Below are 23,297 nucleotides of genomic sequence, written 5' to 3' on the forward strand. Positions count from 1 at the left end.
CCTTGTCACGTGTGGTCGGCCGCCGCCCGGCACCCCTTTTCCGGGGCGCCGGGCGGCGGCTTTTGGTCCGGGTTGTCAGTGGGTGCCTCTACCGTGGGTAGTGGGTGCGAAACGAGTACGGGGACCAGGGATCACTACGGGGGACGGCGCGATGGACGGGACGAGCGTGACGAGCGGTATGGACGTAATGACGGCGACCGAGGGGGCGGGACCGGAGAGCGAGGCGCTGCGGACGCTGCACCGGGTCTTCGGGTACGACGCCTTCCGGGGCGAGCAGGGCGAGATCATCGACCAGGTGGTCGGTGGTGGCGACGCGGTCGTGCTGATGCCGACCGGTGGCGGAAAGTCCCTCTGCTATCAGATCCCCGCGCTGGTCAGGCCAGGTGTGGGTGTGGTGATCTCGCCGCTGATCGCACTGATGCAGGACCAGGTGGACGCCCTGCGGGCACTCGGTGTGAGGGCCGGGTTCATCAACTCCACCCAGGACTTCGACGAGCGGCGCTCCATGGAGGCGCAGTTCCTCGCCGGCGAGCTCGATCTGCTCTATCTGGCGCCCGAGCGGCTCCGTCTGGATGCCACGCTCGACCTGCTCGGCCGGGGCAAGGTCTCCGTCTTCGCGATCGACGAGGCACACTGCGTGGCCTCCTGGGGCCATGACTTCCGCCCCGACTACCTGACCCTCTCGGTGCTGGGCGAGCGCTGGCCCGACGTGCCGCGCATCGCCCTCACCGCGACGGCCACGGCGGCCACCCACGAGGAGATCACCGCACGGCTCGGAATGCCGGACGCCCGGCACTTCGTCGCCAGTTTCGACCGGCCGAACATCCAGTACCGGATCGTCCCCAAGATCGAACCGAAGAAGCAGCTGCTCGCCTTCCTGCGCGAGGAGCACGCCGGGGACGCGGGCATCGTCTACTGCCTGTCGCGGAAGTCGGTCGACGCGACGGCGGAGTATCTGCGCGGTCAGGGCATCGAGGCGGTGCCGTACCACGCGGGGCTCGACGGCGGGACCCGCGCGCGCAACCAGGCACGGTTCCTCCGCGAGGAGGGCCTGGTGGTCGTCGCGACCATCGCGTTCGGCATGGGCATCGACAAGCCGGACGTGCGGTTCGTGGCGCACCTCGATCTGCCGAAATCGGTGGAGGGGTACTACCAGGAGACCGGCCGCGCGGGGCGTGACGGGGCGCCGTCCACGGCCTGGATGGCGTACGGGCTCCAGGACGTCGTCCAGCAGCGCAAGATGATCCAGAGCGGCGAGGGTGACGAGGCGTTCCGCCGTCGGGCGGCCGCGCACCTGGACGCGATGCTGGCGCTCTGCGAGACGGCCCAGTGCCGGCGCGGGCAGCTCCTGGCCTACTTCGGGCAGGAGCCGGCCGCCGAGAAGTGCGGCAACTGCGACACCTGTCTCACCCCGCCCGAGACCATCGACGGCACGGTGCCCGCGCAGAAGGTGCTGTCCACGGTGGTGCGGCTGAAGCGGGAGCGGAAGCAGAAGTTCGGGGCGGGGCAGATCATCGACATCCTGCTCGGCAAGAAGACCGCGAAGGTCATTCAGTTCGACCACGACCAGCTGTCCGTCTTCGGTATCGGCGAGGACCTTTCCGAAGCCGAATGGCGGGGTGCGGTAAGGCAGTTGCTGGCCCAGGGCCTGCTGGCCGTCGAGGGTGAGTACGGGGCCCTGGTGCTGACGGACGCGAGCGCGGAGGTGCTCGGGGGACAGCGGGAGATCCGCCTCCGAAAGGAACCGAAGCGGGCCGCGGCGGCCCGGGGATCCGGCTCCGGTTCGCGCGGCGAGCGGAAGGCGAAGGCGGCGCCGGTGGATCTGCCGGCCGAGCTGGTGCCGGTCTTCGAGGCGCTGCGGGAGTGGCGGACGTCCCTCGCGAAGGAGCAGGGGGTGCCGCCCTACGTGATCTTCCACAATGCGACGTTGCAGGAGATTGCCTCGGTGCGACCGTCCTCGATGGAGGAGCTGGGCCGGATCGGGGGACTGGGCGAGAAGAAGCTGGCCACGTACGGGGAGGGGGTGCTGGAGGTACTGGCGGGCTTGGGCGAGTCGGTGGCGGCGCCCGCACCGGCGCCGGAGGCTGCGGCTGCTGTGACGTCGCCGTCCGCGTCCACCCCGACGTCCCCGGCCGGGAGGGGACGGGGGCAGGGGCAGGGGCGGGCTGCGGAGTCCGTGCCCGAGTGGGACTGGGACGAGGAGCCCGAGCCGGACTGGGGGATGGAGCCGCCGCCGGAGAACTGAGCTTGTTCCTCAAGATCCAGCGATCTTCGGGACCTTGAGGAACAAGCTGAGGGTGCGGCCCGCCAGGACGTCCTTCCAGGGCCGTGGCTACTGATTCTTGGCGAGGGATGCCGCGACCCGGGGCGACGCGTATGCCGTGCCGCAGACGAAGCGCATGACGGGGCCGAAGGACGCGGCGGACGGAAGGCCGGTGAAGTGGAGCCCGGGGACGGAGGAGCAGTAACCGGCGTCAAGGACGGGAGCGCCGAGAGTGGTGGCGAGGGACGCGCGCAGGCCGTCCCCGAGGAAGGGCATCGAGGAGATGTCGGTGCGGTACCCCGTGGCGGCCATGATGTGGTCGGCCGAGAGCCGGGCGGAGGGACCCTCGCCGGAGAGCGTGAGAGTGGGCCGGCCGTCGACGATGCCGGCGGCCTCGATGCGGCGGCCGTCGGTGACCCGCACCCGCCCGGTGAAGCGGTCGCGCAGCCACCACGCCCCCAGTGGGCCGAGGACCCGCCGGACCAGGTAGTGCCGTGCGGCGGGCGGGAGTTGGCGGACGTAGGTGGCCTGGTAGGAGAGCGCGTAGAGGGACCAGGCGCGGCCGAAGGGTGACTCCGGGCGGAAGCGGGGCTGGCGGTCCGGGGCGTCCCCGAAGGTGACCGCCCCACGCCGGCGGGCCACGATACGTACCGAAGAGGCTCCCGCCTCCGCCATCAGCACCGCGTTCTCCAGCGCGGACTGCCCCGCCCCGACCACCAGCACGTCCTTGCCCGCGAAGACCGACAGGTCCCGGTGCTGGACCGCGTGCGAAACGGGTCCGGTGGCGGAAGGCCCGTCCGGGACCGCCGCCGCCAGCTCGCGCGGGATACGGGCCAGCCCGGAGAGCCCGGTGGCGACCACCACCGCCCGCGCCCGGAACTGCTCGCCCGAGTCCAGCTTCAGCGAGAACTCCGGCCCCGTCCGGTCGACGGACACCACCCGTGTCTGCTCCAGCTCCGGGACCAGCCGGTCCGCGAACCACTGCCCGTAGGCGGCGAAGTCCTCCACCCGGATCAGGTCCCAGTCCGACTCGTAACGGGTGATCCCCGCCTCCGCGCAGAAGTCGACCAGGTTGTGCCCCGGCTGCGGGGCGTCGATGTTGGAGGCGACCGGGGTCGACTTCAGCAGCATCCCGGCGGGCATGTGCGCCCGCCAGCTCACCATCGGGTCACCGAAGACCCGGACCGGGATGCCGCGCGCCCGCAGATGGGCGGCGGTGGACAGGCCGTACGGACCGGCCCCGATGACAACCACCGGCAGAATCACAGAAGTTCCCCTCCCCATCGAACAGAGATCATCAAGAAACGGAGCACGACCAAGCGTGGGCCACGGAGCATGACCAAGCGTGGCCGTCTGAGCACGACCAAGCGTGGGCCACGGCTACGGAAGGCCCCCCGGCCCCCGCCGCCCCTCCCGCCACGTCCCGTACATCTCGTACAGATGCCGGGTCCCCGGCCGCACCATCCGCGCCAGCATCATCAGCGCGGGCCGCACGTCGTCCGCCGCGAACCACGCCAGCTCGGTGGAGTCCGCGCGCCTGGGCGCGTGCGGGGTCGTGTAGCCGCCCCGGCGGTAGGCCAGCAGGGCCGGGAAGTCGATGTTCTCGACGAGATAGCGGTGACCGGCCCGCTGCTCCCCCTCCGGGACCGGGCGTCCGGTCAGGTCCAGATGCTGGGCGCGTACGACGTCCACACCCGCCTCGCTCTCGAAGAGCCGGAACTGGGCGCCCATCCGGGGATTGAAGTCGAGCAGCTTGTACTGGCCGTCCCGCCGGTCGAACCGCAGATCGAGGTCGACGATCCCGCTGAACCCGATCCGTTTCACGAACTGCCCTGCCAGCGCCGCCAGTTCCGGATTGTCGACGACATAGGCGCACGCCGTCATCCCCGCGTGCGGCGGCCAGGACCGCACCTTCACCCCGGTGAACATCGCCCGCGGCTCGCTGTGCGCATCGAAGTAGGCGTGCACGATCCAGTCCTCGGCCTCCTCGCGCGGCAGATATTCCTGGAGGATCACACCGGGCTCGGCGCCCCATTCCCGTGCCAGCGCCAGGAGTTCGGCGGGTGAGTTGATGCGGGTGGTGCCCCGGACCGCCGGGTGACGGCGCCGTACGAAGGCCTCCCGGTTCTTGGCGACCACCGGGAAACGGGCCTGTTCGGCGAAGGCCGCCACCTCGGTGTACGACGAGGGAAAGGCCGCCTGTGGGGTCGACACCCCGTGTTCCATGCACAGTTCGTGCAGCCCCTGCTTGCTGGCGAGGCGTCGGGGCAGCCCGGGCTCGGTGCGCGGGAAGAGGAAGGGTCCGGCGAGCGCGTCCTGGTGCTCGGCGATCAGGACCGCGGCCTCCTCGTCGGTCGGGATCAGTACGGTCGGCCTGCCGATCAGCCGCCCGACCCGCAGTAATCCGTCGACCAGCCGGCCCGGTTCCTCGGTGCCTGTGGTCGGCCAGACGTACGCCCGCTCCAGATGGCGGGAGTGCGCCGCCGGAGTCCAGCGGTCCTCGGTGATCGCGTACATGGGTACGCCGAGCCGTCCCAGACTGCGGATCGCACCGACCCCGCCGTGGTGCAGTGGATAGTTGCCGAACTTGACGATCAGCCCCGGAACGGATGGTTCCGCCCCTGGCCCCCGAGTGCTGCCCCTCGCCACAAGTCCCCCCTAAGGACCTCCACGGACCGAGGGTCCCTCCTGTCCGTGCCCCCAAAGGACGCTAAGCCGGAATTCCCGCCTCCACCAAGGGCTTTCCGGACATTACGAACTCTTTAGCCACTGCCGTGTCAAGCGTCCCCCACGTAACGTGTGTTCCAACGACCTGGAAAGCGAGGCAGCACCATGCCCGAGCAGTCCCCGCTCGATGTGGCCGAAGGCGACCCCTTCGGCCCGCACAACCTGCCCTACGGCGTCTTCTCCACCGCGCACGCGCCCGAGGGGCGCCGCGTCGGAGTCCGTATCGGCAACCATGTGCTGGATGCGGGAGCCGCCGCGCTGGCGCTCGGCTCCCCGTACGCCCAGCTCCTTGCCCAGCCCTCGCTGAATCCGCTGATGGCGGCCGGCCGGGTCGCCTGGCGCGATGTCCGCCGCGCGCTCACCGCGTGGCTCACCAGTCCCGCGCACCGCGAGGACATAGAGCCGCTGCTGCACCCGCTCGCCGCCGTCACCCTGCACCTTCCGTACGAGGTCGCCGACTATGTCGACTTCTACGCGAGCGAGGAGCACGCCACCAACCTGGGCAGGATCTTCCGCCCGGACGGCGACGCGCTCACCCCCAACTGGAAGCACCTGCCGATCGGTTACCACGGCCGGTCGGGCACCGTGGTGGTCTCCGGGACGGACGTGGTGCGTCCCTCGGGCCAGCGCAAGGCGCCCTCCGACCCGGCTCCCGTCTTCGGTCCTGCCGTACGTCTCGACATCGAGACCGAGGTCGGATTCGTCGTCGGTACGCCCTCGGAGCAGGGCGCTCCGGTCCCCCTCGCCGACTTCCGCGAGCACGTCTTCGGTCTCTCGCTGCTCAACGACTGGTCGGCGCGCGACATCCAGGCCTGGGAGTACGTCCCGCTGGGCCCCTTCCTCGGCAAGTCCTTCGCCACCTCGGTCTCCGCGTGGGTGACCCCGCTGGAGGCGCTGGAGGCGGCCCGGATCCCGACGCCCGCCCGCGACGTACCGCTGCTGGCGTACCTGGACGACGCGGACGAGGAGGAGCCCGGCGGCTTCGACCTGCGGATCTCCGTCACGCTCAACGGCGAGGTCATCTCGGAGCCGGTCTTCGGCGGGATGTACTGGTCGGCGGCGCAGATGCTGGCGCACATGACGGTCAACGGGGCGTCGCTGCGGACCGGCGACCTGTACGGGTCCGGCACCATCAGCGGCCCGGACGCGGGCCAGCGCGGCTCGCTCATCGAGATGACCTGGAACGGGCGTGACCCGCTCGAACTTCCCGGCGGGAAGCGGACGTTCCTGGAGGACGGCGACGAGGTCACCCTGACGGCCTGGGCCCCGGGGCCCGACGGCACGAAGGTCGGTCTCGGCGAGGTGACCGGACGGATCGTGCCGGGCCCGGCCGCGCCGCGGTCCTGACTCCGAAGACCGGTCCTGACCCTGAGGACACGCCCGGCGGCCCACCCCGGCGGCCCACCCCGGAGGCGCGCCCAGGGGCTGAAGCGCGCCGCCGGGGGAAAGCCTGAACCGGGGCCCGCATCGGGGCCCCGGTGGTCTTCGGTCCGGAGGGGGTCGGTCCAGATGAGCGAGGTTCCGCGTCGGTCGTCGTTGCCGTGGGTGCTGTTGCTGCCCGAGGAGCTGCTGTTGCTGGGGTTGCACCCGGAGCGGGGCGGGGCGCGGATCAATACGCGTTATCTGGAGTACGGGGTGGCCGGGACGGTGCTCGCGGTGCTGGAGCGGGCCGGGTGCGTCGAGCAGGGCGAGCGGGGGCGGGTGCAGGTGCGCAACCCGATCCCGCCGCCCGCCCTGTTGTCCGGACCGGACGCGGACCCGGTGGCGGTACGGGTGCTGGAAGGGCTGCCGGGGCCGGGCAAGGGCCGGCACGGAGGCATCCGGATCACGTCGTACCTCCGCCAGGCGCGGCGCGAGGTGATGGGCCAGTACCTGGACCTGATGGTCGAACGCGGCATCCTGCGACGGGAGTCGAAGCGGGTGCTCGGGCTCTTCCCGGTGGTGCGGCACCCGGTGGCGGACGGGGCGCACTGGACGGCAGCGCTGCGGGAGCGGGTGCTGGTGGCGGCCGAGCACGGCTTCCCCGGGGAAGAGGACCGGCTCCTGGCGGGCTTCGTCTACGCGACGGGGCTGTTGCGCAAGGTGTACCCGGGGCCCGAGGGGCGCGGCGTGAAGCGGGTACTGAAGGAGGTGGCCCGGGAGGAGTGGTTCGCCCGGGCCGTCGAGAAGATCATCGCCAGCGACGAGGCGGCGGCGAGCGGCGGCGGGGGCTGAGCTCGCGAAGGGGGTACGGGGCTGGGCCCGGCCGGAGTGAGAGGTGCTGCTCCCGCGAGCCCAGCATGAACCAAACGAGAGGCCCTAGCTCGCCACCCGCGGAATCTTTCGTTCCCACACCCTGTGGAAGACCACCTGGCCGCCGTCCTTGCAGGTCACCTCGTTGTAGGTGTGGAAGTCGGCGGTGTCGCAGTGGATTTCGGAGCGGGTGGTGATCTCCGCGTCCCAGGCCATGTCGGGCCGCCGGAGCCGGATCGTCCAGTCGGAGCGGGTGTGCGCCGACTGCGGGTCGCGCTCGTTGATGGTGTACGTCTCCAGGGCGTCCTCGGTGAATTCGAGGCCGTCCGGATAGATCCGGGTGCCGCCGTAGCGGGGGTCCACCTCCAGCTTCCACTCGCCCTTGGCGACATCCCGGACGACCAGGCGTTCCGGGCGCTGACCGGCGACGGCGGGAAACTCCACGGCCAGCGGAGCCGACTGTTCCGGCTCCTCGAAGGTGATCGTCGGGTCCTCCGTGTGCGCACGGACCGGCAGTTCCAGCCAGGAGCCCGCCGGGTCCAGGACGAAGCCCGCCGAGTCCGCCTGCGGCCAGATCCACGGCCAGTACGCCGAGGAGACCGCCAGCCGGACGCGGTGGCCGGGCGGGAAGGTGTGCCCGATGCCGTTCAGCTCGAACTCCACCTCTTCCGTCGCGCCCCGCGGCCACGCGTCCGCCCGGTCCCGGCCGTTGCGGGCGGAGAGGTTGAGCACACCCCTGGTGACCAGCGTCGACGACCCGTCCGGCGCCACATCGCAGACCCGGGCGATGGCCTGCCCGGACGGGACGTCCATCGTCAGCCGCAGCCGGACCTTCGCCCGTCCGAGGATCTCGATGGGCGCGTCCACCACCGGGAAGTCGAAGGCCGCCGACTTGGCGTCCTCGTCGCGCTGGTCCGGCGGCAGGTCCGAGTCGTTGCCGAAGGGGAAGAAGCGACCGGCGTCCAGCCCCGTGTGCATCGGCGAGTCGACCACCACCGGCGCACCTTGGAGGGCGTACGAGACCGGTGTGACCTGCGGCGACGGCCAGGAGGTGTCGCCGACCCAGCGGCCGGGCAGCTCCGGGTAGGTGGTCGCGGGCGGGTGCGAGTCGCTGATCCAGGAGCGGAGCAGCGGCTCCTCCATCACCCCCGTGTCCTCATCCTTGAGGTGCTGGTCCCACCACCGCAGCGTCTCCTGGAGGAAGCCGATCGCAGGACCCGGCGGAAGCCCCCGGTCCGGGTACTGGTGCGACCACGGGCCGATCAGCCCCCGTACCCGCGAAGGATCCAGGTGCTCGACCAGCCGCAGCACCGTGTCCCGGTACGGGTCGTGGAAGCCGCCCACCGCGAGCACCGCCGCGTCGATCGCCGCGTAGTCCTCGCAGACGCTGCCGTGCTTCCAGTAGTCGTCGCGGGTCTGGTGGGAGAGCCAGGTGTGGATGAAGGGGTCGACCGCGTCGAGCCGCTTCAGCCACATCTCCCTCCAGACGTCGCCGACCTGCGCCGGGTCCGGCGGCCGGGAGACGAAGGCCAGCATGGTGGAGGCCCAGGCGTGCATGTCCACGGCGAGCATCGAGCCGCCCATGTAGTGGACGTCGTTGTCGTAGCGGTCGTCGGCCGAGCAGACGGTGACGATCGCCTTGAGCGGTTCGGGCGCCAGGGCCGCGATCTGGAGCGAGTTGAAACCGCCCCAGGAGATGCCGAACATGCCGACCTTGCCGGTGCACCAGGGCTGCTCGGCGAGCCAGTTGACCACCGCGACGCCGTCCGCCAGCTCGGTCGCGTCGTACTCGTCGCCCGGCAGCCCCTCGCTGTTGCCGTGCCCGCGCACATCGACCCGTACCGACGCATAGCCGTGACCGGCGTACCAGGGATGACGCTGGGAGTCCCGGGGCGCGGTCCAGTCGCTCAGCCGGTACGGCAGGTATTCGAGCAGCGCCGGTACGGGCTCCTCGGTGACCGGCCGCCAGATCCGGGCGTACAGAAGCGTCCCGTCGGGGAGCGGAATGCGGACGTCCGCGCAGGTCGTCTCGTAGGGGAACTCGGTCTGAATGATCATGTGGGTGACCTCGGTGGGCGGGTGGTGGCTCAGTGGACGGGGTGCATCGCGCGTTTCAGCCAGGCACCTGCGGCGATTACGGCGAGGCCGACCGCGACCGCGATGGCGCCGTTGACGCCGAAGTACGCGGGGTCGGAGACCTTGCCGTAGAGCTTCACGGTCTGTGCCTGGATGCCGTTGGCGAGGGCCAGTGACAGGAACCAGAGCGCCATCGTCTGGCTGGAGAAGGCCTTCGGCGCGAGCTTGGTGGTGGCGGACATTCCGGAGGTCTGGAGGATCACGTCACCCAGGCCGAGCAGCAGATACGAGCCGACGATCCACCAGGCGGCCATCTTGTACGTGTCGCTGGAGTGACCCGAGGTGGGAACCACCAGGAGCAGGAAGGAGAGCCCGCCGAGGATCACCCCGATCGCGATCTTGCGCGAGGCGTGCGGTTGCCGGCTGCCCATCCTCAGCCACAGCCCGGCCACCACCGGCGCGAGCAGCACCTCGAAGGCGCCGAGCGCGGAGGCGTACCAGCCGACCGGGAAGGTGAAGCCGAGGATCTGCGTCTGAGCGTTGGTCGACGCGAGCAGCATCATCGTCGAGTACGCCTGGAACAGGATGAAGTTGAAGGCGACCGAGGCCAGGAACAGCACCACATAGCCGCGCAGCCTGCGCTTCTCGTCGGCGTCCACCCGGGAGCTGAGGAACATCACGGTGAAGTAGATGACCGGCGCGATCACCGAGATCAGCGTCAGCAGGTCCACGAAGCGGCCCATGGTGAGCCAGCCTGCCCACACCAGGAGCACCGCGAGCACGGCCACCACGACCGCCCCGGCGATGATCGCCCGCACGGTGCTGCGCATCTTCTGAGGCGGCAGCGCGAACTCGGGGGCGGCACTGCGGCCCGCGAGGTGGCGGCGCCCGGCGACGTACTGGATCAGTCCCAGCGTCATGCCGATCGCGGCGGCCGAGAAGCCCCAGTGCCAGCCCTTGTTGTCGGCGAGCCAGGAGGTGACCAGCGGGCCGAGGAAGGCGCCGATGTTGATCGCCATGTAGTAGAGCGCGAAACCGGCGTCGCGGCGCTGGTCCTCGGTGCGGTAGAGCTTGCCGACCATGTTGGCGACATTGGGCTTGAGCAGGCCGGTGCCCGCGCTGATCAGGCCGAGGCCCGCCCAGGTGGAGGCGTTCACCGGGATCGCCATCGCGTAGTGGCCGCAGGCGATCAGCACGCCGCCCCACAGCACCGAGCGGTAGGACCCGAGAATGCGGTCGGCGAGCCAGCCGCCGGCCACCGAGACCAGATAGACGAGCGTGCCGTACGCGGCACCCAGTGAAGCGGCGGTTCCGGGCTCCATGCCCATGCCGCCCTGGGCTGCCGTGGCCGCGAAGAACAGCACCAGGATCGCCTGCATGCCCAGGAAGGAGAACCGCTCCCAGACCTCCAGGCCCGAAAGGGTCAGCAGGCCCTTGGGCTGGCCGAAGAAGGCGGTGTCGTCGCCGGGCGGCGGCTGCGTCGGTTCCTGGACCCCGGTGACTTCGGTGGCTCCGGGGGGACCCGTGGGCTGGGGATCGGGCTCTATACGGGGCAAAGGGTGACTCCCTGGTCGTATCAGCTCACAATGAACATACCGGTGAGCATCGGGCCCCGCTCAGGGGGAGTGGAGGGGGAGTGAAGAAGGAACGGAGGGGCAGGCGCGAGGGAGTCGACCGGGGGCTCGGTGATCGAAAGTCGACGGGATAGGCTGACTTGTTGAGTGATGCCAGCGACAGATCGACAATCCGTTTGATCGTCAGCAGACAGGAGTAACCCTCGTGACCGTCGTCGGGCCGTTCGGACTGAGCGTGCGGGACCAGGCTCTTGAGACCGATGTCCAGACCGGACTGGCAGCCGTCGAGGAGGGACTGCTCGACGCGACCAAGAGCGAGGTCCCCTTCATCACGGAGGCCGCGCAGCACCTCGTACGCGCAGGTGGCAAGCGTTTCCGGCCGCTCCTTGTGATGCTGTCCTCGCAGTTCGGCGACCCCTACGCGCAGGGCGTGGTGCCCTCCGCCGTGGTCGTGGAGCTGACCCATCTGGCGACGCTGTACCACGACGACGTGATGGACGAGGCGGACGTACGCCGCGGAGTGCCGAGCGCGAATTCACGCTGGGGCAACTCGGTGGCGGTCCTCACCGGTGACTTCCTCTTCGCCCGGGCGTCGCACATCCTCGCGGACCTGGGGCCGGAGGCCGTGCGCATCCAAGCGGAAGCGTTCGAACGCCTTGTCACCGGCCAGATCCTGGAGACCGCAGGGCCGCGCGACGGGCGCGACCCGATCGACCACTATCTGGATGTCATGTCCGGGAAGACCGGCTCGCTGATCGCGATCTCCTGCCGGTTCGGCGCGTTGCTCTCCGGTGCGGACGAGACCGCGGTCGACATCCTCACGCAGTACGGCGAGCGCCTGGGCACCGCCTTCCAGCTCGCCGACGACGTACTCGACATCGCCAGCGACAGTCACGAGTCGGGCAAGACCCCCGGCACCGACCTGCGCGAGGGCATCCCCACGCTGCCGGTGCTGCACCTGCGTGCGATGGCAGAGGCGCACCGGAAGCCCGAGGACATCGAGCTGTGCGCGATGCTCGACGGCGACCTCTCCGGCGACGCCGAGCTGGAAGAGGTGCTGCGACGGCTGCGCGAGCACCCCGCCCTCGAACAGGCCAGGCGCGACACCGTGCGGTACGCGGAGGAGGCCAGGGCCACCCTGGCGCCGCTGCCGGACTGCTACGCCAAGTCGGCGCTGGCGGAGCTGTGCGACGCGGTGGTGCACCGGGCGGGCTGAGACTCGTCCGCGCGGCGTGACGCAGGTCACATCCTTGGATTGAGTCCAGGCTCGGATCCACTCCGTACTCCTGCCCAGAAGCTGACGCAGGGGGCGTTGGCTCCGGTACGGGGAGCAATCATGTCGAAGCGCGCGAAGACCCTCGCCCCCGGTGCGACTGCCGTCGCCGCGGCGACTGCAGTGACGCTGGCGGTGCTGCCGGCGTTCGCAAGCAGCGGCAGCGGGGGTGGCAGTGGCAGTGGGGGTGTGCACGGCACCCACGCCGCTGACGAGGGCGTCGCCCCTCGGTCCGGCGCCCTAGGTGACAGCCGCGGCGCCGCGTTCTTCGCGGCCGGCCTGAAAGGCGTCAACGAGGTGCCGGTGCCCGGCGGTCCGGCCGTCGGCGACCCGGACGGCGCGGCGCTGGAGTTCGTGAAGGTCAAGGGCGATGTGGTGTCGTTCGCGGTGAAGTGGCGGGGCACCGGCAAGCCGTCCGCACTCCACATCCACCAGGGCGGACGCGGGGTCAATGGCGGGATCAAGGTCGACTTCACCAGGGAGCTGGCGAAGAGCGGATCGGGGCGTACCGCTTCCGGTTCGGTACGGGTGCAGGACCGCGCCCTACTCCGGGCGCTGAAGGCCGACCCGACGAGCTTCTACGCCAATCTGCACACCCAGCAGTTCCCCGGCGGCGCGGTCCGCGGCCAGTTGCACAAGGTGACCAACTCCTTCGACTTCGGGCGGGCGTTGGAGAACTTCCAGTCACCCGTCCTGCGCGGCAGCCAGATCTACCAGTGCGGGAAGGCGCCCGACGGCACCACCTCCTTCCAGCAGCGCGACGTACGGGCGGTGCTGGCCGGCGGCATCGCGCACTCCTTCGTCGCCCCGGGCTCCGGCACCCCGCAGTGGGTCGCCCGCGACCGCAGCAAGGTCGTCGGCACCCTGATCAGCAGGAGCCCCAACGGCGACGGCAACATCCCCGAACTGGACCTCGCGGGCAAGGCGTCCGGCGGACGCGGCGGGCTGTTCTCCCGTACGGCGGAGATTCTGCGGCTCAACACGGTGGGCGGCGTCGCCCCGGCCGGCAGCTGCACCCCCGGGAAGGTCGTCGGGGTTCCCTACCGGGCCGATTACGTCTTCATCCAGCGCTGACACGGAGCCGCTCGGTACTGATCGTCGGCCGCGAGTAAACCGCTGTAGGAGCCACCTGTTTTCTGCCCCTCCGGCGGGGGAGAAGCAGGTGGTTCCTGTCATCCCGTGGGTGTAGGAGAGGTTGCTCCCGGGGGCTGACGCGTTTTGGCGCCCATTTTGGTCTGATTGACCTCACCACTCCTGGCCAATCAGGGCGAGAATGGCGGCGCGGAGTGGGGACGAGTGCATGGACGGCCGCCAACCACGGAGGTAGAGCACACATGGCACCGAACGGCAATGCACACAGCACCGAGCCCGGCGAAGGCGAGGGCACCGGTGCGGTGCGCCGCCGCAAGGCCGCGCGCTACATCGTTCCCGTCGCGGTCGCGGGTCTGGCCGCGGCGACCATCGGGCTCGTCCCGGCATTCGCCGGCTCTGGTGACCCCGACCTGCCGAAGATCACCGCACAGCAGCTGATCGAGAAGATCGCCGCGTCCGACACCGAGCAGCTCTCCGGCTCGGTCAAGATCAATACCGACCTTGGCCTGCCCTCGCTCGACGGCCTGGCAGGCAGCCTCGGCGGCGCCGCCAAGGGCGGTCAGGGCGGCGGCGGTTCGGCCGACCCCCAGGCCAAGCTGATGGAGCTCGCCTCCGGCAGCCACACCATGCGCGTCGCGATCGACGGCCAGGACCGGCAGAAGGTGTCGCTGGTCGACAAGGCCGCCGAGTACAGCATGATCCACAACGGTGACGAGGTCTGGGCGTACGACAGTGCCTCGAACGAGGCGTTCCACGCCAAGGCGCCGAAGGGCGAGCGGGACGCGGGCAAGGGCCACGGAAAGCACCAGAAGCTGCCCGAGTCCATGCCCACCACTCCCAAGGCCTTCGCGGAGCAGGCCCTGAAGGCCGCCGAGAAGGACACCGCGGTGACCGTCGACGGCACCACCCAGGTCGCGGGCCGGGACGCCTACCAGCTGCTCATCAAGCCGAAGCAGTCCGGCTCCACGGTCGGCGAGATCCGCGTCGCGGTGGACTCCCTGACCGGCACCCCGCTGAAGTTCACCCTGAACCCCAGCAGCGGCGGCAAGGCCGTGGTCGACGTGGGCTTCACCAAGGTCGACTTCGCCAAGCCGGACGCGAGCACCTTCAAGTTCAGTCCGCCCAAGGGCGCCAAGGTCACCGAGGCCGACGACCTGAAGGCCCAGGAAGGCAAGCAGGGCAAGGGCGCCGGGCCCGGCGAGGACTTCGGCAAGGGCCTGGGCATGGACTTCGGGAAGGAGTTCGGCAAGGGCGGCGGCGACGCCAAGGTCATCGGCGAGGGCTGGACCTCGGTCCTGCACCTCTCCGGCGGTGCGGACGGCGCGAAGAAGGCGCCGGGCGCCAAGCAGGAGAAGATGCCCGCCGAGGCTCAGGGCCTCCTGGACTCGCTGGGCGACAAGGTCACCGGCAAGTTCGGCGAGGGCCGGGTCTTCTCCACCCGTATCGTCAACGCCCTGATGACGGACGACGGTCAGGTCTACGTCGGCGCGGTCACCAAGGACGCACTGGTGAAGGCTGCCAACGAGGCCAAGTAGGCACCCTCACGAGGAGGTCGGGTTTTGCCGGTGGGGGACGAGCTGTCGGACACGGACAGAGCGCGGAGCGCTGCGGGGTCGTCGAGGGAGCGTGCTCCCGTGATCGACACCCGCGGTCTCACCAAGCGGTTCCGCGGCGGGCAGCTCGCCGTCGACAGGCTCGACCTCTCCGTCCCGGCGGGCAGTGTGTTCGGCTTCCTCGGGCCCAACGGCTCGGGGAAGACCACCACCATCCGGATGCTGATGGGTCTGATCGAGCCGACCTCCGGCACCGCCCGGGTGCTCGGCAGCCCGATGCCGCGCGCCGCCCGCACCGTACTCCCGAAGGTCGGTGCCCTGATCGAGGGGCCCGCGCTGTACGGCTTCCTCTCCGGCCGCGACAACCTCCTGCGGTACGACTCCGCCGACCCCACCGCCGACCCGCGCACCCGCCGTGCGCGGGTTTCCGCGGCTCTGGACCGGGTCGGGCTGACCCCCGCCGGGTCCAAGAAGGCGCGGGCGTACTCGCTGGGCATGAAGCAGCGTCTCGGGCTGGCCGCAGCCCTCCTCCAGCCCCGCGAACTGCTGGTCCTGGACGAGCCGACCAATGGGCTCGACCCGCAGGGGATGCGTGAGATCCGTTCCCTGGTGAGGGAGCTGGCGGCCGAGGGCACCACCGTCTTCCTCTCCTCGCACCTCCTGGACGAGATCGAGCAGGTGTGCACCCATGTCGCCGTGATGGCGCGCGGCCGTCTGCTCACCCAGGGGCCGGTCGCCGAGCTGTCGACGGGGGTACGGGGGCGGCTGGTGGTCACCACGGTGGACACGGGGGACGCGGCTCGGGTGCTGAAGGAGTGCGGGGTGGTGGACCTGGAGGTGGGGGAGGGGCGGGTGAGCGGGGTGCCGGCGGCGCCCGGCACGGGGGACGCGGACCTCGCGGACCTCAACGCCGCACTGGTCCACGCCGGGGTCCGGGTCACCGGCTTCGGGGCGCAACGGGCCTCGCTGGAGGACGCGTTCGTGGCGCTGACGGGGGAGGGCTTCGATGTGGCGGGCTGAGGCGGGCCATGCGGAAGAGAGGGAGGCTTCGGTGTCGAGGGCGGAGGCGGGGGAAGGCGTCGATGACGCGGCCGGGGCGAGGGCCGACGGGAGGTCCGTGAGCCCGCTGTGGACCCTGGGACTCCTGAGGTCCGAGCTCAAGGTCACCTTCCGCCGCTGGCGGACCCTCGTCCTGCTCGTGGTGCTCGCCGGAGTCCCCGTGCTCATCGGCATCGCCGTGAAGATCGAGACCAGCGGCGATCCGGACGGGTCCGGCGGCGGCGCGGCGCACGGCCCCGCGTTCCTCTCCCAGATCACCAACAACGGCCTCTTCCTGGTCTTCGCCGCCCTCGCCGCCACCCTCCCGGTGTTCCTCCCGATGGCCGTCGGCGTCGTCGCGGGCGACTCCGTCGCGGGCGAGGCCAACAGCGGCACGCTGCGCTATCTGCTGGTCGCGCCCGCCGGACGGACCCGGCTGCTGCTTGCCAAGTACGCCACCACGCTCGCCTTCTGCCTGGTCGCGACCCTCGTGGTGGCCGCTTCCGCGCTCGCGGTCGGGGCGCTGCTCTTCCCCGTCGGGGAGATGATGACGATCTCCGGGGTGCCGATCAGCTTCGGGGAGGGCCTGCTCAGGGTGGTGGCCATCGCGGTGGCGGTCGCCGCCTCGCTGACCGGCTTCGCGGCGCTCGGACTCTTCGTCTCGACGCTCACCAACAGCGGTGTGGCCGCCATGGCGGCCACTGTCGGACTGCTGATCACCGTGCAGATCCTCGACAGTATTCCGCAGCTCGCCGGGATCCAGCCCTATCTCTTCCCGCACTACTGGCTGTCCTTCGCGGACCTGCTGCGGGAGCCCGTGTACTGGGACGACCTGTGGACCAACCTCGGTCTGCAGGGTGTCTACGCGGCGGTGTTCGGCTCGGCGGCGTGGGCGCGGTTCACGGCGCGGGACATCATGGCGTGAAGAGCCCGGACCTGGAAGGGCCGAGGGTCGGCGGGGAGCCCAGGGAGCACGGGCCGGACCCGCACATTCCCCTCCGACGCACGGGACCGGCCCGAACCATCCGGTGCCGTGCCGAGCCGTCCCCCGACGCAGCTCGACACGACACGGACCGTTCCCCCTAGAGGGCCCATTGTTGGAGGCTCTCGTTCCGCTGTCAATACGCTACGTATCGTCGCCCGGATAGACTCCGTCCGTGAGCGCGACGCCCAACCCGCAGCGACGCAGCGAGAAGTCCCGGCAGGCGATCCTCGCGGCCTCCATCGACCTGTGCACCGAGAAGGGGTACGGGGACGTCACCATGGAGGCGATCGCGGCCCGGGCGGGCGTCAGCAAGAAGACGATCTACCGCTGGTGGCCGTCCAAGGGCGCCGTACTCCTGGAAGCGGTCGGTCAGATGACCGACAGCGAGGCGCCGTTCCCGGACACCGGGCATCTGGCCGCCGACCTGTACACGCAGATGACGGGCGTGGTGCGGCTGCTCACCACGCCGCCGTTCGGACCGGCGTACATCGGGATCCTCTCCGAGCTGCATTTCGACGAGGAGCTGACCCGGGCGGTCCACGCGCAGTTGATCACCCCGCGCTTCACGGCGGCGGTCAACCGGCTCAAGAGCGCCCAGCGCCAGGGCAGGCTGCCGCCCGGCGCGGACCTGGAACTCGCCGTCGAACTCCTCTACGGCCCGCTCTACTACCGGTACGCGCTGAGCAAGCCGCCGCACAGCGCCGAGCGGATCGCGGAGATCGTCGACCATGTGCTGCGGACGCTGGACTGACGGCCCCGAGGGCCGGCGCCCGGCCCCGGGCATCCGGTGTCCGCAGGCGTCCGAGGCCCGCGGGCGTCAGAGGACCGCAGGCGCCTGAGGCGTGCGGGCATCCGAGGACCGCAGGCGTCCGAGGCGTGCGGGCGTGGAACTGCCGCCCCCGGCGCGGTAGTTGGCGCACGCCGGGGGCGGCAGGAATGGAAGGACGTAACCCGGGTCCAGCCGCCTAGAAGGTCAGCTTCCAGCTGTTGAGGGTGCCGGTGTCCTGGGCGGCTACGTCCTGGAGGCGCAGCTTCCACACCCCGTTGGCGGCCTCGCTCGACGCGTTCACCGTGTAGGTCTCCACGATGTTGTCGGCCGAGTCGTTGCTGCTGGAGTTCTTCAGCCGGTACGCCGTTCCGTCCGGCGCCACCAGGTCGAGGACCACGTCACCGCGCCAGGTGTGCTTGATGTTCACCGACACCTTGAGGGCGGTGGGCGCGTTGCCGGTGCGTCCCGCGACGGTGATCGGCGAGGTCACGGCCGCACCGGCGTCGGGGATCGCTAGGGCGGTGGTGCTCTCGTAGTCGGTACCGGTCGGCGGGGTCGTGCCGCCCGCGGACAGTGCCCAGATCGCGTAGGCGACGGCGTCGCTGTTGCGGTCCAGGGCGGTGTCGTTGATGTTGCTCAGGCTGTCGCAGGAGGAGTGGTAGCAGCGGTCGAAGGCGACGCCGGAGGTGCCGCCCCACTTCTGCGCCTGGGCGGCCGTCTTGCGGTAGTCGGCGCCGGAGAACAGACCGCCGACCGGGACGCCGACGTTCTTGAACGGGGCGTGGTCGGAGCGCCCGTCGCCCTCGGTCTCGATCTCGGTCGGGATGTTCAGGCCCGCGTAGTAGTCCTTGAAGGTCTTCTCGATGGTCGGGTCGTCGTCGTAGACGAAGTAGCCCGGGTTCGGGGACCCGATCATGTCGAAGTTCAGATAGCCCGCGATCTTCGCACGCTCGGTCGACGGCAGGCTGTTGACGTACGCCTTCGAGCCGAGCAGCCCCAGTTCCTCCGCGCCCCACCAGGCGAACCGCAGGTGCTTGTCGGGCTTGAACTGGGCGCGGGAGACGGCGAGCGCGGTCTCCAGGATCGCCGCCGAACCGGAGCCGTTGTCGTTGATGCCGGCGCCCGAGGTCACCGAGTCCAGGTGCGAGCCCGCCATGATCACCTTGGTGGCGTCACCGCCCGGCCAGTCGGCGATCAGGTTGTAGCCGGTGGCACCGCTCGCGGTGAAGGTCTGGAGCTGGGTGGTGAAACCGGCCGCGTCCAGCTTGGCCTTCACGTAGTCGATGGACGCCTTGTATCCGGCGCGGCCGTGGGCGCGGTTGCCGCCGTTGGCGGCGGCGATGTTGGAGAACTGGGTGAGATGCGCCTTGACGTTGGCCAGAGGGATGTCGGGCGCGGCGGCGATCTGCGCGGGGGCTCGAACGGGGGCCGCGGCCGGTGCGGCGGTGCCGGGTGCCGCGGTGGCGGTGCTCGCGGTGACCGGGGCGAGGAGCCCGGCGACGGCGAGCGCGGCTATCGCGGCGACTCGGCGGGATCTGCGGGTGCTGACGAGCGACATGTGGGGGCTCCGGATTCCGAACGGGGACGGGACGGAACGTGCGGGAACTGGCGCTGCTGGTACGGCGGTTGAGCGAAGTGCGGGGTGCTGTGTGCGGAGTGCGAGGTGCTGTGTCTGCGCTGTGCGTGCCTGATGTTCAGCGAGGGTTTGACTGGACGTCAAGAGCAGGAACCGGACAGGAGTGTTCGCAATGCGGTAGAGAGGCGGTCGTCCGTGGTCAGCTCGCGGGGCGGGGCGCGATCCGGACCACCGCGGCGACGGCGGCGTGCTCCGAGGTGGCCTCGGAGACGCTGAAGAACACGCTGCGCGCGGGAGGCGCGAACTCGTGCACCTCCCGGCGCGAGGCGGTCGGCGAACAGGTCAGCCGGACCCGGGAAACGGACTTCCCCGAGCTCACCCCGAAGGTCAGCGCCCCCTCGCCCGCACACGCGACCTCAACGACGATCGGCACCCCCGGCGCCAGGGCATCGTCCTGGTTCCCCATGTGCGTGCCGCCCGCGAAGCTGCTGTGAAAGGTGCCGTTGAAGCCGTCATCGGGGTCACTGAGCGCGGCTTGTGCTCGCTTCTCCAGCTCCTGAACGCTGGGATGCGTGACGGCGGGCGGCGAGGGAACGGCAGGGAAGCCCGGCTCCTCGCGGTGCGTCTCGGTGAGGCTCTCGCAGGCGGTGGCGCCTGCCAGAACGGCGAAGAGGGTCAGTGCGGTGGCTGAGCTGCGTACGGAGCGGTTCATGGTCGTCCCCCCGGTCACCCGGCCACCGTGCGGTGGCGTGGGGGGATCATGCCGAAACGGGGGAGTGGTCAACCGGGAGTTGAGGAGATGCAGAGCTTGGGAGTGGTTGTCGGGGCCTTCGGGGGGCATTCGGAGGCCTTCGGGGGCGTCCGGAAGCCGGACGGCGGCTTGAAGTGTTCGCGTCAGGTGGGTGGGGTGCGGTTCCGGTGGCGACGGGGCCCTCGCCCCGAAATTGGCGCGACGCCGTGACCACCGCCGAGTTACGCTCGAATCATGGCCAGGCATTACTACTTTCTGTGATTCACCGCGCGAACGCGGCGTGAGCGCGAGCGGCTGAGCCCTCGCCCCGCCGGGTACGTTCGCGCGCCCTCAGGTCCAACAGACAGCTACGTAATCCCTGAGGAATCACCATGCGCCCTCGCGCTCATAGCCATGCCCATACCCACGCTCATGCCCGCGCCCAGCTCTCCCTGCGGGAGGTCTCGCTCTCCTTCGGGGACCGCACCGTCCTCGACCGGGTCTCGCTGTCCGTACGTCCCGGAGAGAAGGCCGGTGTGGTCGGGGAGAACGGATCCGGGAAGTCCACTCTGCTGCGGCTCGTCGCCGGGGTGCTGACGCCCGACGACGGGGAGGTCACCGTGGCCTTTCCCGGTGGTGTCGGGCATCTCGCGCAGACCCTCGACCTCGCCCCGCACCTCACCGTCCAGGACGCCGTCGACACCGCGCTCGCCGAGCTGCGCGCGCTGGAGGCGGCGATCCGGGACACCGAGGCCGGGCTCGGCGAGCAACCGGCGGAGGCCGACCTCGACGCGTACGGGGAGCTGCTCACCGCGTACCAGGACCGGGGCGGTTACGAGGCCGACGCCCGCGTCGACAGTGCGCTGCACGGGCTCGGGCTGGCCCGGATCACCCGGGAGCGGACGCTGGGTTCGCTCTCCGGCGGTGAGCAGTCGCGCCTCGCGCTCGCCTGCGTACTGGCCGCCGCACCCGAGCTGCTGCTCCTCGACGAGCCGACCAACCACCTCGACGGCCAGGCCACCGAGTGGCTGGAGGAGCAGCTGCGCGCCCACCGGGGCACCCTCGTCGCCGTCACTCACGACCGCGTCTTCCTGGAGCGGATCGCCACCACCATCCTGGAGGTGGACCGCGATCTGCGGACGGTGCGGCGGTACGGCGACGGCTGGGACGGGTATCGCACCGCCAGGGCCGCCGCCCGCGCCCGGTGGGCGCAGGAGCACCAGGAGTGGATCGACGAGTTGGCCCGTACGCAGGCGCTGGTCGAGGCAGCCGGGAAACGGCTCGCCGCGACCGGCAAGGACCCCGGCCAGGGCTTCGGCAAGCACCGCCGCTCCAGCGAGGCCAAGCTGTCCGGGCGGGTGCGGGCGGCCGGACAGCGGCTGGAGGTACTGCGGGCCTCGCCCGTACCGCCGCCGCCCGTGCCGCTGATGTTTCACGTGAAACTGGACACGGCGGGCGAAGGGGACCAACAGAACGGTCCACTGGCCGAGTTGAGGGATGTGGCGGTGGCCGGACGCCTCGTCGTACCGGAGTTGCAGATCAAGCCCGGGGAACGGCTGCTGGTATCGGGGCCGAACGGGGCGGGGAAGTCCACGTTGCTCCGGGTGCTGGCCGGGGATCTGGTGCCGGACTCCGGGACCGTCGTACGACCGCGACAGCTCGGATATCTGCCGCAGGAACTCGCCGCGACGGCCGACTCTCGCACCCTGCTGGCGGGATACGCCGCCGGGCGGCCCGGCTTTCCGGAGGAGCACGCGGACGAACTGCTGACGCTGGGGCTGTTCCGGGAGGAGGACCTCGGAGTGCCGGTGGCGGCGCTGTCGGTCGGGCAGCGGCGACGGCTGGAGCTGGCCCGGCTGGTGTCCCGTCCTGCGGACCTGCTCGTACTGGACGAGCCGACCAACCATGTGTCGCTGAGCCTGGTGGAGGAGCTGGAGGCGGCGCTGGCGGACTACCCGGGGGCGGTGGTGGCGGTATCGCACGACCGCAGGTTCCGGAGCGGGTTCGAGGGGAGCCGGGTGGAGTTGGTGGCGGGACGGGCGGTGCCTTTGGGCTGAACCGTACGGAGCTGGGCGGGCCCAGGGTTGGAGCGGGCCCGCACGGACCCGCTCAGACCCCCGAGGTACTCGTTCGCTCCGGCCCGGCCGCCGGCACCACATCCCCCGCCTCCGGAGGCAGCACCGCCGTCGCAGCCAACGCCTCCCGCCGTCCCCGTCGCCCCGCCCGCAGCGCATCCCATGTCAGCACGATCAACGCCGCCCACACCAGCGCGAACCCGGCCCACCGTTCGGCCGGCATCTCCTCGTGGAAGTACACGATCCCCAGCACGAGCTGGAAGACCGGGGCCAGATACTGGAGCAGGCCAAGAGTGGAGAGCGGTACGCGAATCGCGGCGGCGCCGAAGCACACCAGCGGTGCGGCGGTGACGATCCCGGTCGCGGCCAGCAGCGCCGCATGCCCCACCCCGTGCGCCCCGAAGGCAAGCCCGCTCGACGACCCGAGCCACACCAAGTACCCCAGCGCGGGCAGGAACTGGATCGCCGTCTCCGCGGCCAGCGACTCCAGCCCGCCCAGATTGACCTTCTTCTTCAGCAGCCCGTACGTCGCGAACGAGAAGGCCAGGATCAGCGAGATCCACGGCGGCTCCCCGTACCCCACCGCGAGCACCACCACCGCCGACGCGCCGATGCCCACGGCCGCCCACTGGGCCGGCCGCATCCGCTCGCCGAGCAGCAGCACACCCATCGCGATGGTGACCAGCGGGTTGATGAAGTAACCGAGGGACGCCTCCACCACATGGCCGGCGTTGACCGACCAGATGTAGAGCCCCCAGTTGATGCTGATGACGGTCGCGGCCAGGGCTATCAGCACCAACTTGCGCGGCTGGGCGAGCAGTTCACGGACCCAGCCCCAGCGGCGTATCGCCAGCAGGGCGATCCCCACCACGACCAGCGACCACACCATCCGGTGGGCCAGGATCTCGATCGCCCCGGCGGGCTTCAGCAGTGGCCAGAACAGCGGGACAAGCCCCCACGCGCCGTACGCCGTGAGCCCGTAAAGCAACCCCGCACGCTGTTCCTTCTTCGTATCCACCGGCCCTGGCCTCCCGTCCCGGAACATGCACCCTGCACACACCCGTCGCGGACGACGGTAATCCCCGCCGCCCTCCCATGTCATGTCCGTATCGCCATACGGTCATGACATCCCGGGGGAGCCCGGAAGCACGAAAGGGGCGCCCGGCCTGCAACGGCCGGGCGCCCCTCGCTCGTACTACGAGCGGCTCTCAGCCGACCACCGTCCAGGTGTCCTTGCCCGCGAGCAGTGCGCCGAGGTCGCCCTTGCCGTTCCGTTCGATCGCGGCGTCCAGTTGGTCGGACATCAAGGTGTCGTACACCGGGCGGTCGACGGA

General features: G+C 70.6%; 17 protein-coding genes and 1 pseudogene. 10 read left to right on the forward strand and 8 right to left on the reverse strand.

From position 1 onward, the window contains the following. Positions 1–187: 187 nt before the first annotated feature. Positions 188–2,245, forward strand: coding sequence for a DNA helicase RecQ (gene recQ / locus ACIA73_RS34560; RefSeq protein WP_399442906.1), 2,058 nt, complete (start codon positions 188–190; stop codon positions 2,243–2,245). Positions 2,246–2,332: 87 nt separating this feature from the next. Here the strand turns inward: recQ and ACIA73_RS34565 are convergent, their stop codons facing one another. Then, positions 2,333–3,547 (reverse strand): FAD-dependent oxidoreductase, encoded by a 1,215-nt coding sequence (locus ACIA73_RS34565; RefSeq protein WP_399442880.1) that lies wholly within the window; start codon positions 3,545–3,547, stop codon positions 2,333–2,335. Positions 3,548–3,643: 96 nt separating this feature from the next. Then, positions 3,644–4,912 (reverse strand): ATP-grasp domain-containing protein, encoded by a 1,269-nt coding sequence (locus tag ACIA73_RS34570; protein WP_399442881.1) that lies wholly within the window; start codon positions 4,910–4,912, stop codon positions 3,644–3,646. Between the two features lie 183 nt (positions 4,913–5,095). Here ACIA73_RS34570 and fahA point away from each other — a divergent pair, with 183 nt between their 5' ends. Together fahA and ACIA73_RS34580 are read left to right on the forward strand one after the other, a co-directional pair. Continuing rightward, positions 5,096–6,337 (forward strand): fumarylacetoacetase, encoded by a 1,242-nt coding sequence (gene fahA / locus ACIA73_RS34575; RefSeq protein WP_399442882.1) that lies wholly within the window; start codon positions 5,096–5,098, stop codon positions 6,335–6,337. 162 nt (positions 6,338–6,499) lie between these two features. Beyond that, on the forward strand, positions 6,500–7,204 hold the full coding sequence (locus ACIA73_RS34580) for a GPP34 family phosphoprotein (RefSeq protein WP_399442883.1): 705 nt from the start codon (positions 6,500–6,502) through the stop codon (positions 7,202–7,204). A gap of 84 nt (positions 7,205–7,288) precedes the next feature. Here ACIA73_RS34580 and ACIA73_RS34585 read toward each other — a convergent pair whose 3' ends face one another. Both ACIA73_RS34585 and ACIA73_RS34590 read right to left on the reverse strand, forming a co-directional pair. Continuing rightward, positions 7,289–9,280 carry a CocE/NonD family hydrolase gene (locus ACIA73_RS34585; protein ID WP_399442884.1) on the reverse strand — a complete coding sequence of 664 codons (1,992 nt, stop codon included), beginning with the start codon at positions 9,278–9,280 and terminating at the stop codon, positions 7,289–7,291. Positions 9,281–9,309: 29 nt separating this feature from the next. Further along, positions 9,310–10,854 carry a peptide MFS transporter gene (locus ACIA73_RS34590; protein ID WP_399442885.1) on the reverse strand — a complete coding sequence of 515 codons (1,545 nt, stop codon included), beginning with the start codon at positions 10,852–10,854 and terminating at the stop codon, positions 9,310–9,312. A gap of 223 nt (positions 10,855–11,077) precedes the next feature. Here ACIA73_RS34590 and ACIA73_RS34595 point away from each other — a divergent pair, with 223 nt between their 5' ends. From ACIA73_RS34595 to ACIA73_RS34620, 6 genes are all read left to right on the forward strand, one after another. Next, positions 11,078–12,088, forward strand: a complete 1,011-nt coding sequence (locus tag ACIA73_RS34595; protein WP_399442886.1) for a polyprenyl synthetase family protein — start codon at positions 11,078–11,080, stop codon at positions 12,086–12,088. 120 nt (positions 12,089–12,208) lie between these two features. Beyond that, positions 12,209–13,219, forward strand: a complete 1,011-nt coding sequence (locus ACIA73_RS34600) for a CHRD domain-containing protein (RefSeq protein ID WP_399442887.1) — start codon at positions 12,209–12,211, stop codon at positions 13,217–13,219. A 260-nt stretch (positions 13,220–13,479) separates the two neighbouring features. Further along, positions 13,480–14,772, forward strand: coding sequence for an outer membrane lipoprotein carrier protein LolA (locus ACIA73_RS34605; protein WP_399442888.1), 1,293 nt, complete (start codon positions 13,480–13,482; stop codon positions 14,770–14,772). A 42-nt stretch (positions 14,773–14,814) separates the two neighbouring features. Further along, on the forward strand, positions 14,815–15,810 hold the full coding sequence (locus ACIA73_RS34610) for an ABC transporter ATP-binding protein (protein WP_399442907.1): 996 nt from the start codon (positions 14,815–14,817) through the stop codon (positions 15,808–15,810). A 31-nt stretch (positions 15,811–15,841) separates the two neighbouring features. Then, a complete protein-coding gene (locus ACIA73_RS34615) occupies positions 15,842–16,753 on the forward strand; it encodes an ABC transporter permease (RefSeq protein WP_399442889.1) in 912 nt (303 codons plus the stop codon). Positions 16,754–16,985: 232 nt separating this feature from the next. After that, positions 16,986–17,564 carry a TetR/AcrR family transcriptional regulator gene (locus ACIA73_RS34620; protein ID WP_399442890.1) on the forward strand — a complete coding sequence of 193 codons (579 nt, stop codon included), beginning with the start codon at positions 16,986–16,988 and terminating at the stop codon, positions 17,562–17,564. 214 nt (positions 17,565–17,778) lie between these two features. Here ACIA73_RS34620 and ACIA73_RS34625 read toward each other — a convergent pair whose 3' ends face one another. Together ACIA73_RS34625 and ACIA73_RS34630 are read right to left on the reverse strand one after the other, a co-directional pair. After that, a complete protein-coding gene (locus tag ACIA73_RS34625; RefSeq protein WP_399442891.1) occupies positions 17,779–19,140 on the reverse strand; it encodes a M28 family metallopeptidase in 1,362 nt (453 codons plus the stop codon). 217 nt (positions 19,141–19,357) lie between these two features. Beyond that, entirely contained in the window at positions 19,358–19,870 is a 513-nt protein-coding gene (locus ACIA73_RS34630) for a hypothetical protein (RefSeq protein WP_399442892.1), read from the reverse strand. 410 nt (positions 19,871–20,280) lie between these two features. Here ACIA73_RS34630 and abc-f point away from each other — a divergent pair, with 410 nt between their 5' ends. Then, positions 20,281–21,945 (forward strand): ribosomal protection-like ABC-F family protein, encoded by a 1,665-nt coding sequence (abc-f, locus tag ACIA73_RS34635; RefSeq protein ID WP_399442893.1) that lies wholly within the window; start codon positions 20,281–20,283, stop codon positions 21,943–21,945. A 52-nt stretch (positions 21,946–21,997) separates the two neighbouring features. On the opposite strand, the gene rarD is transcribed toward abc-f, so the two are convergent. Beyond that, entirely contained in the window at positions 21,998–23,008 is a 1,011-nt protein-coding gene (rarD, locus tag ACIA73_RS34640; protein ID WP_399442894.1) for an EamA family transporter RarD, read from the reverse strand. A gap of 163 nt (positions 23,009–23,171) precedes the next feature. Then, a pseudogene (locus tag ACIA73_RS34645) lies at positions 23,172–23,297 on the reverse strand (2-oxoacid:ferredoxin oxidoreductase subunit beta); the annotation flags it as partial.

The organism is Streptomyces sp. NPDC051561 (assembly GCF_044454195.1).
In the GTDB taxonomy this organism is placed as follows: domain Bacteria; phylum Actinomycetota; class Actinomycetes; order Streptomycetales; family Streptomycetaceae; genus Streptomyces.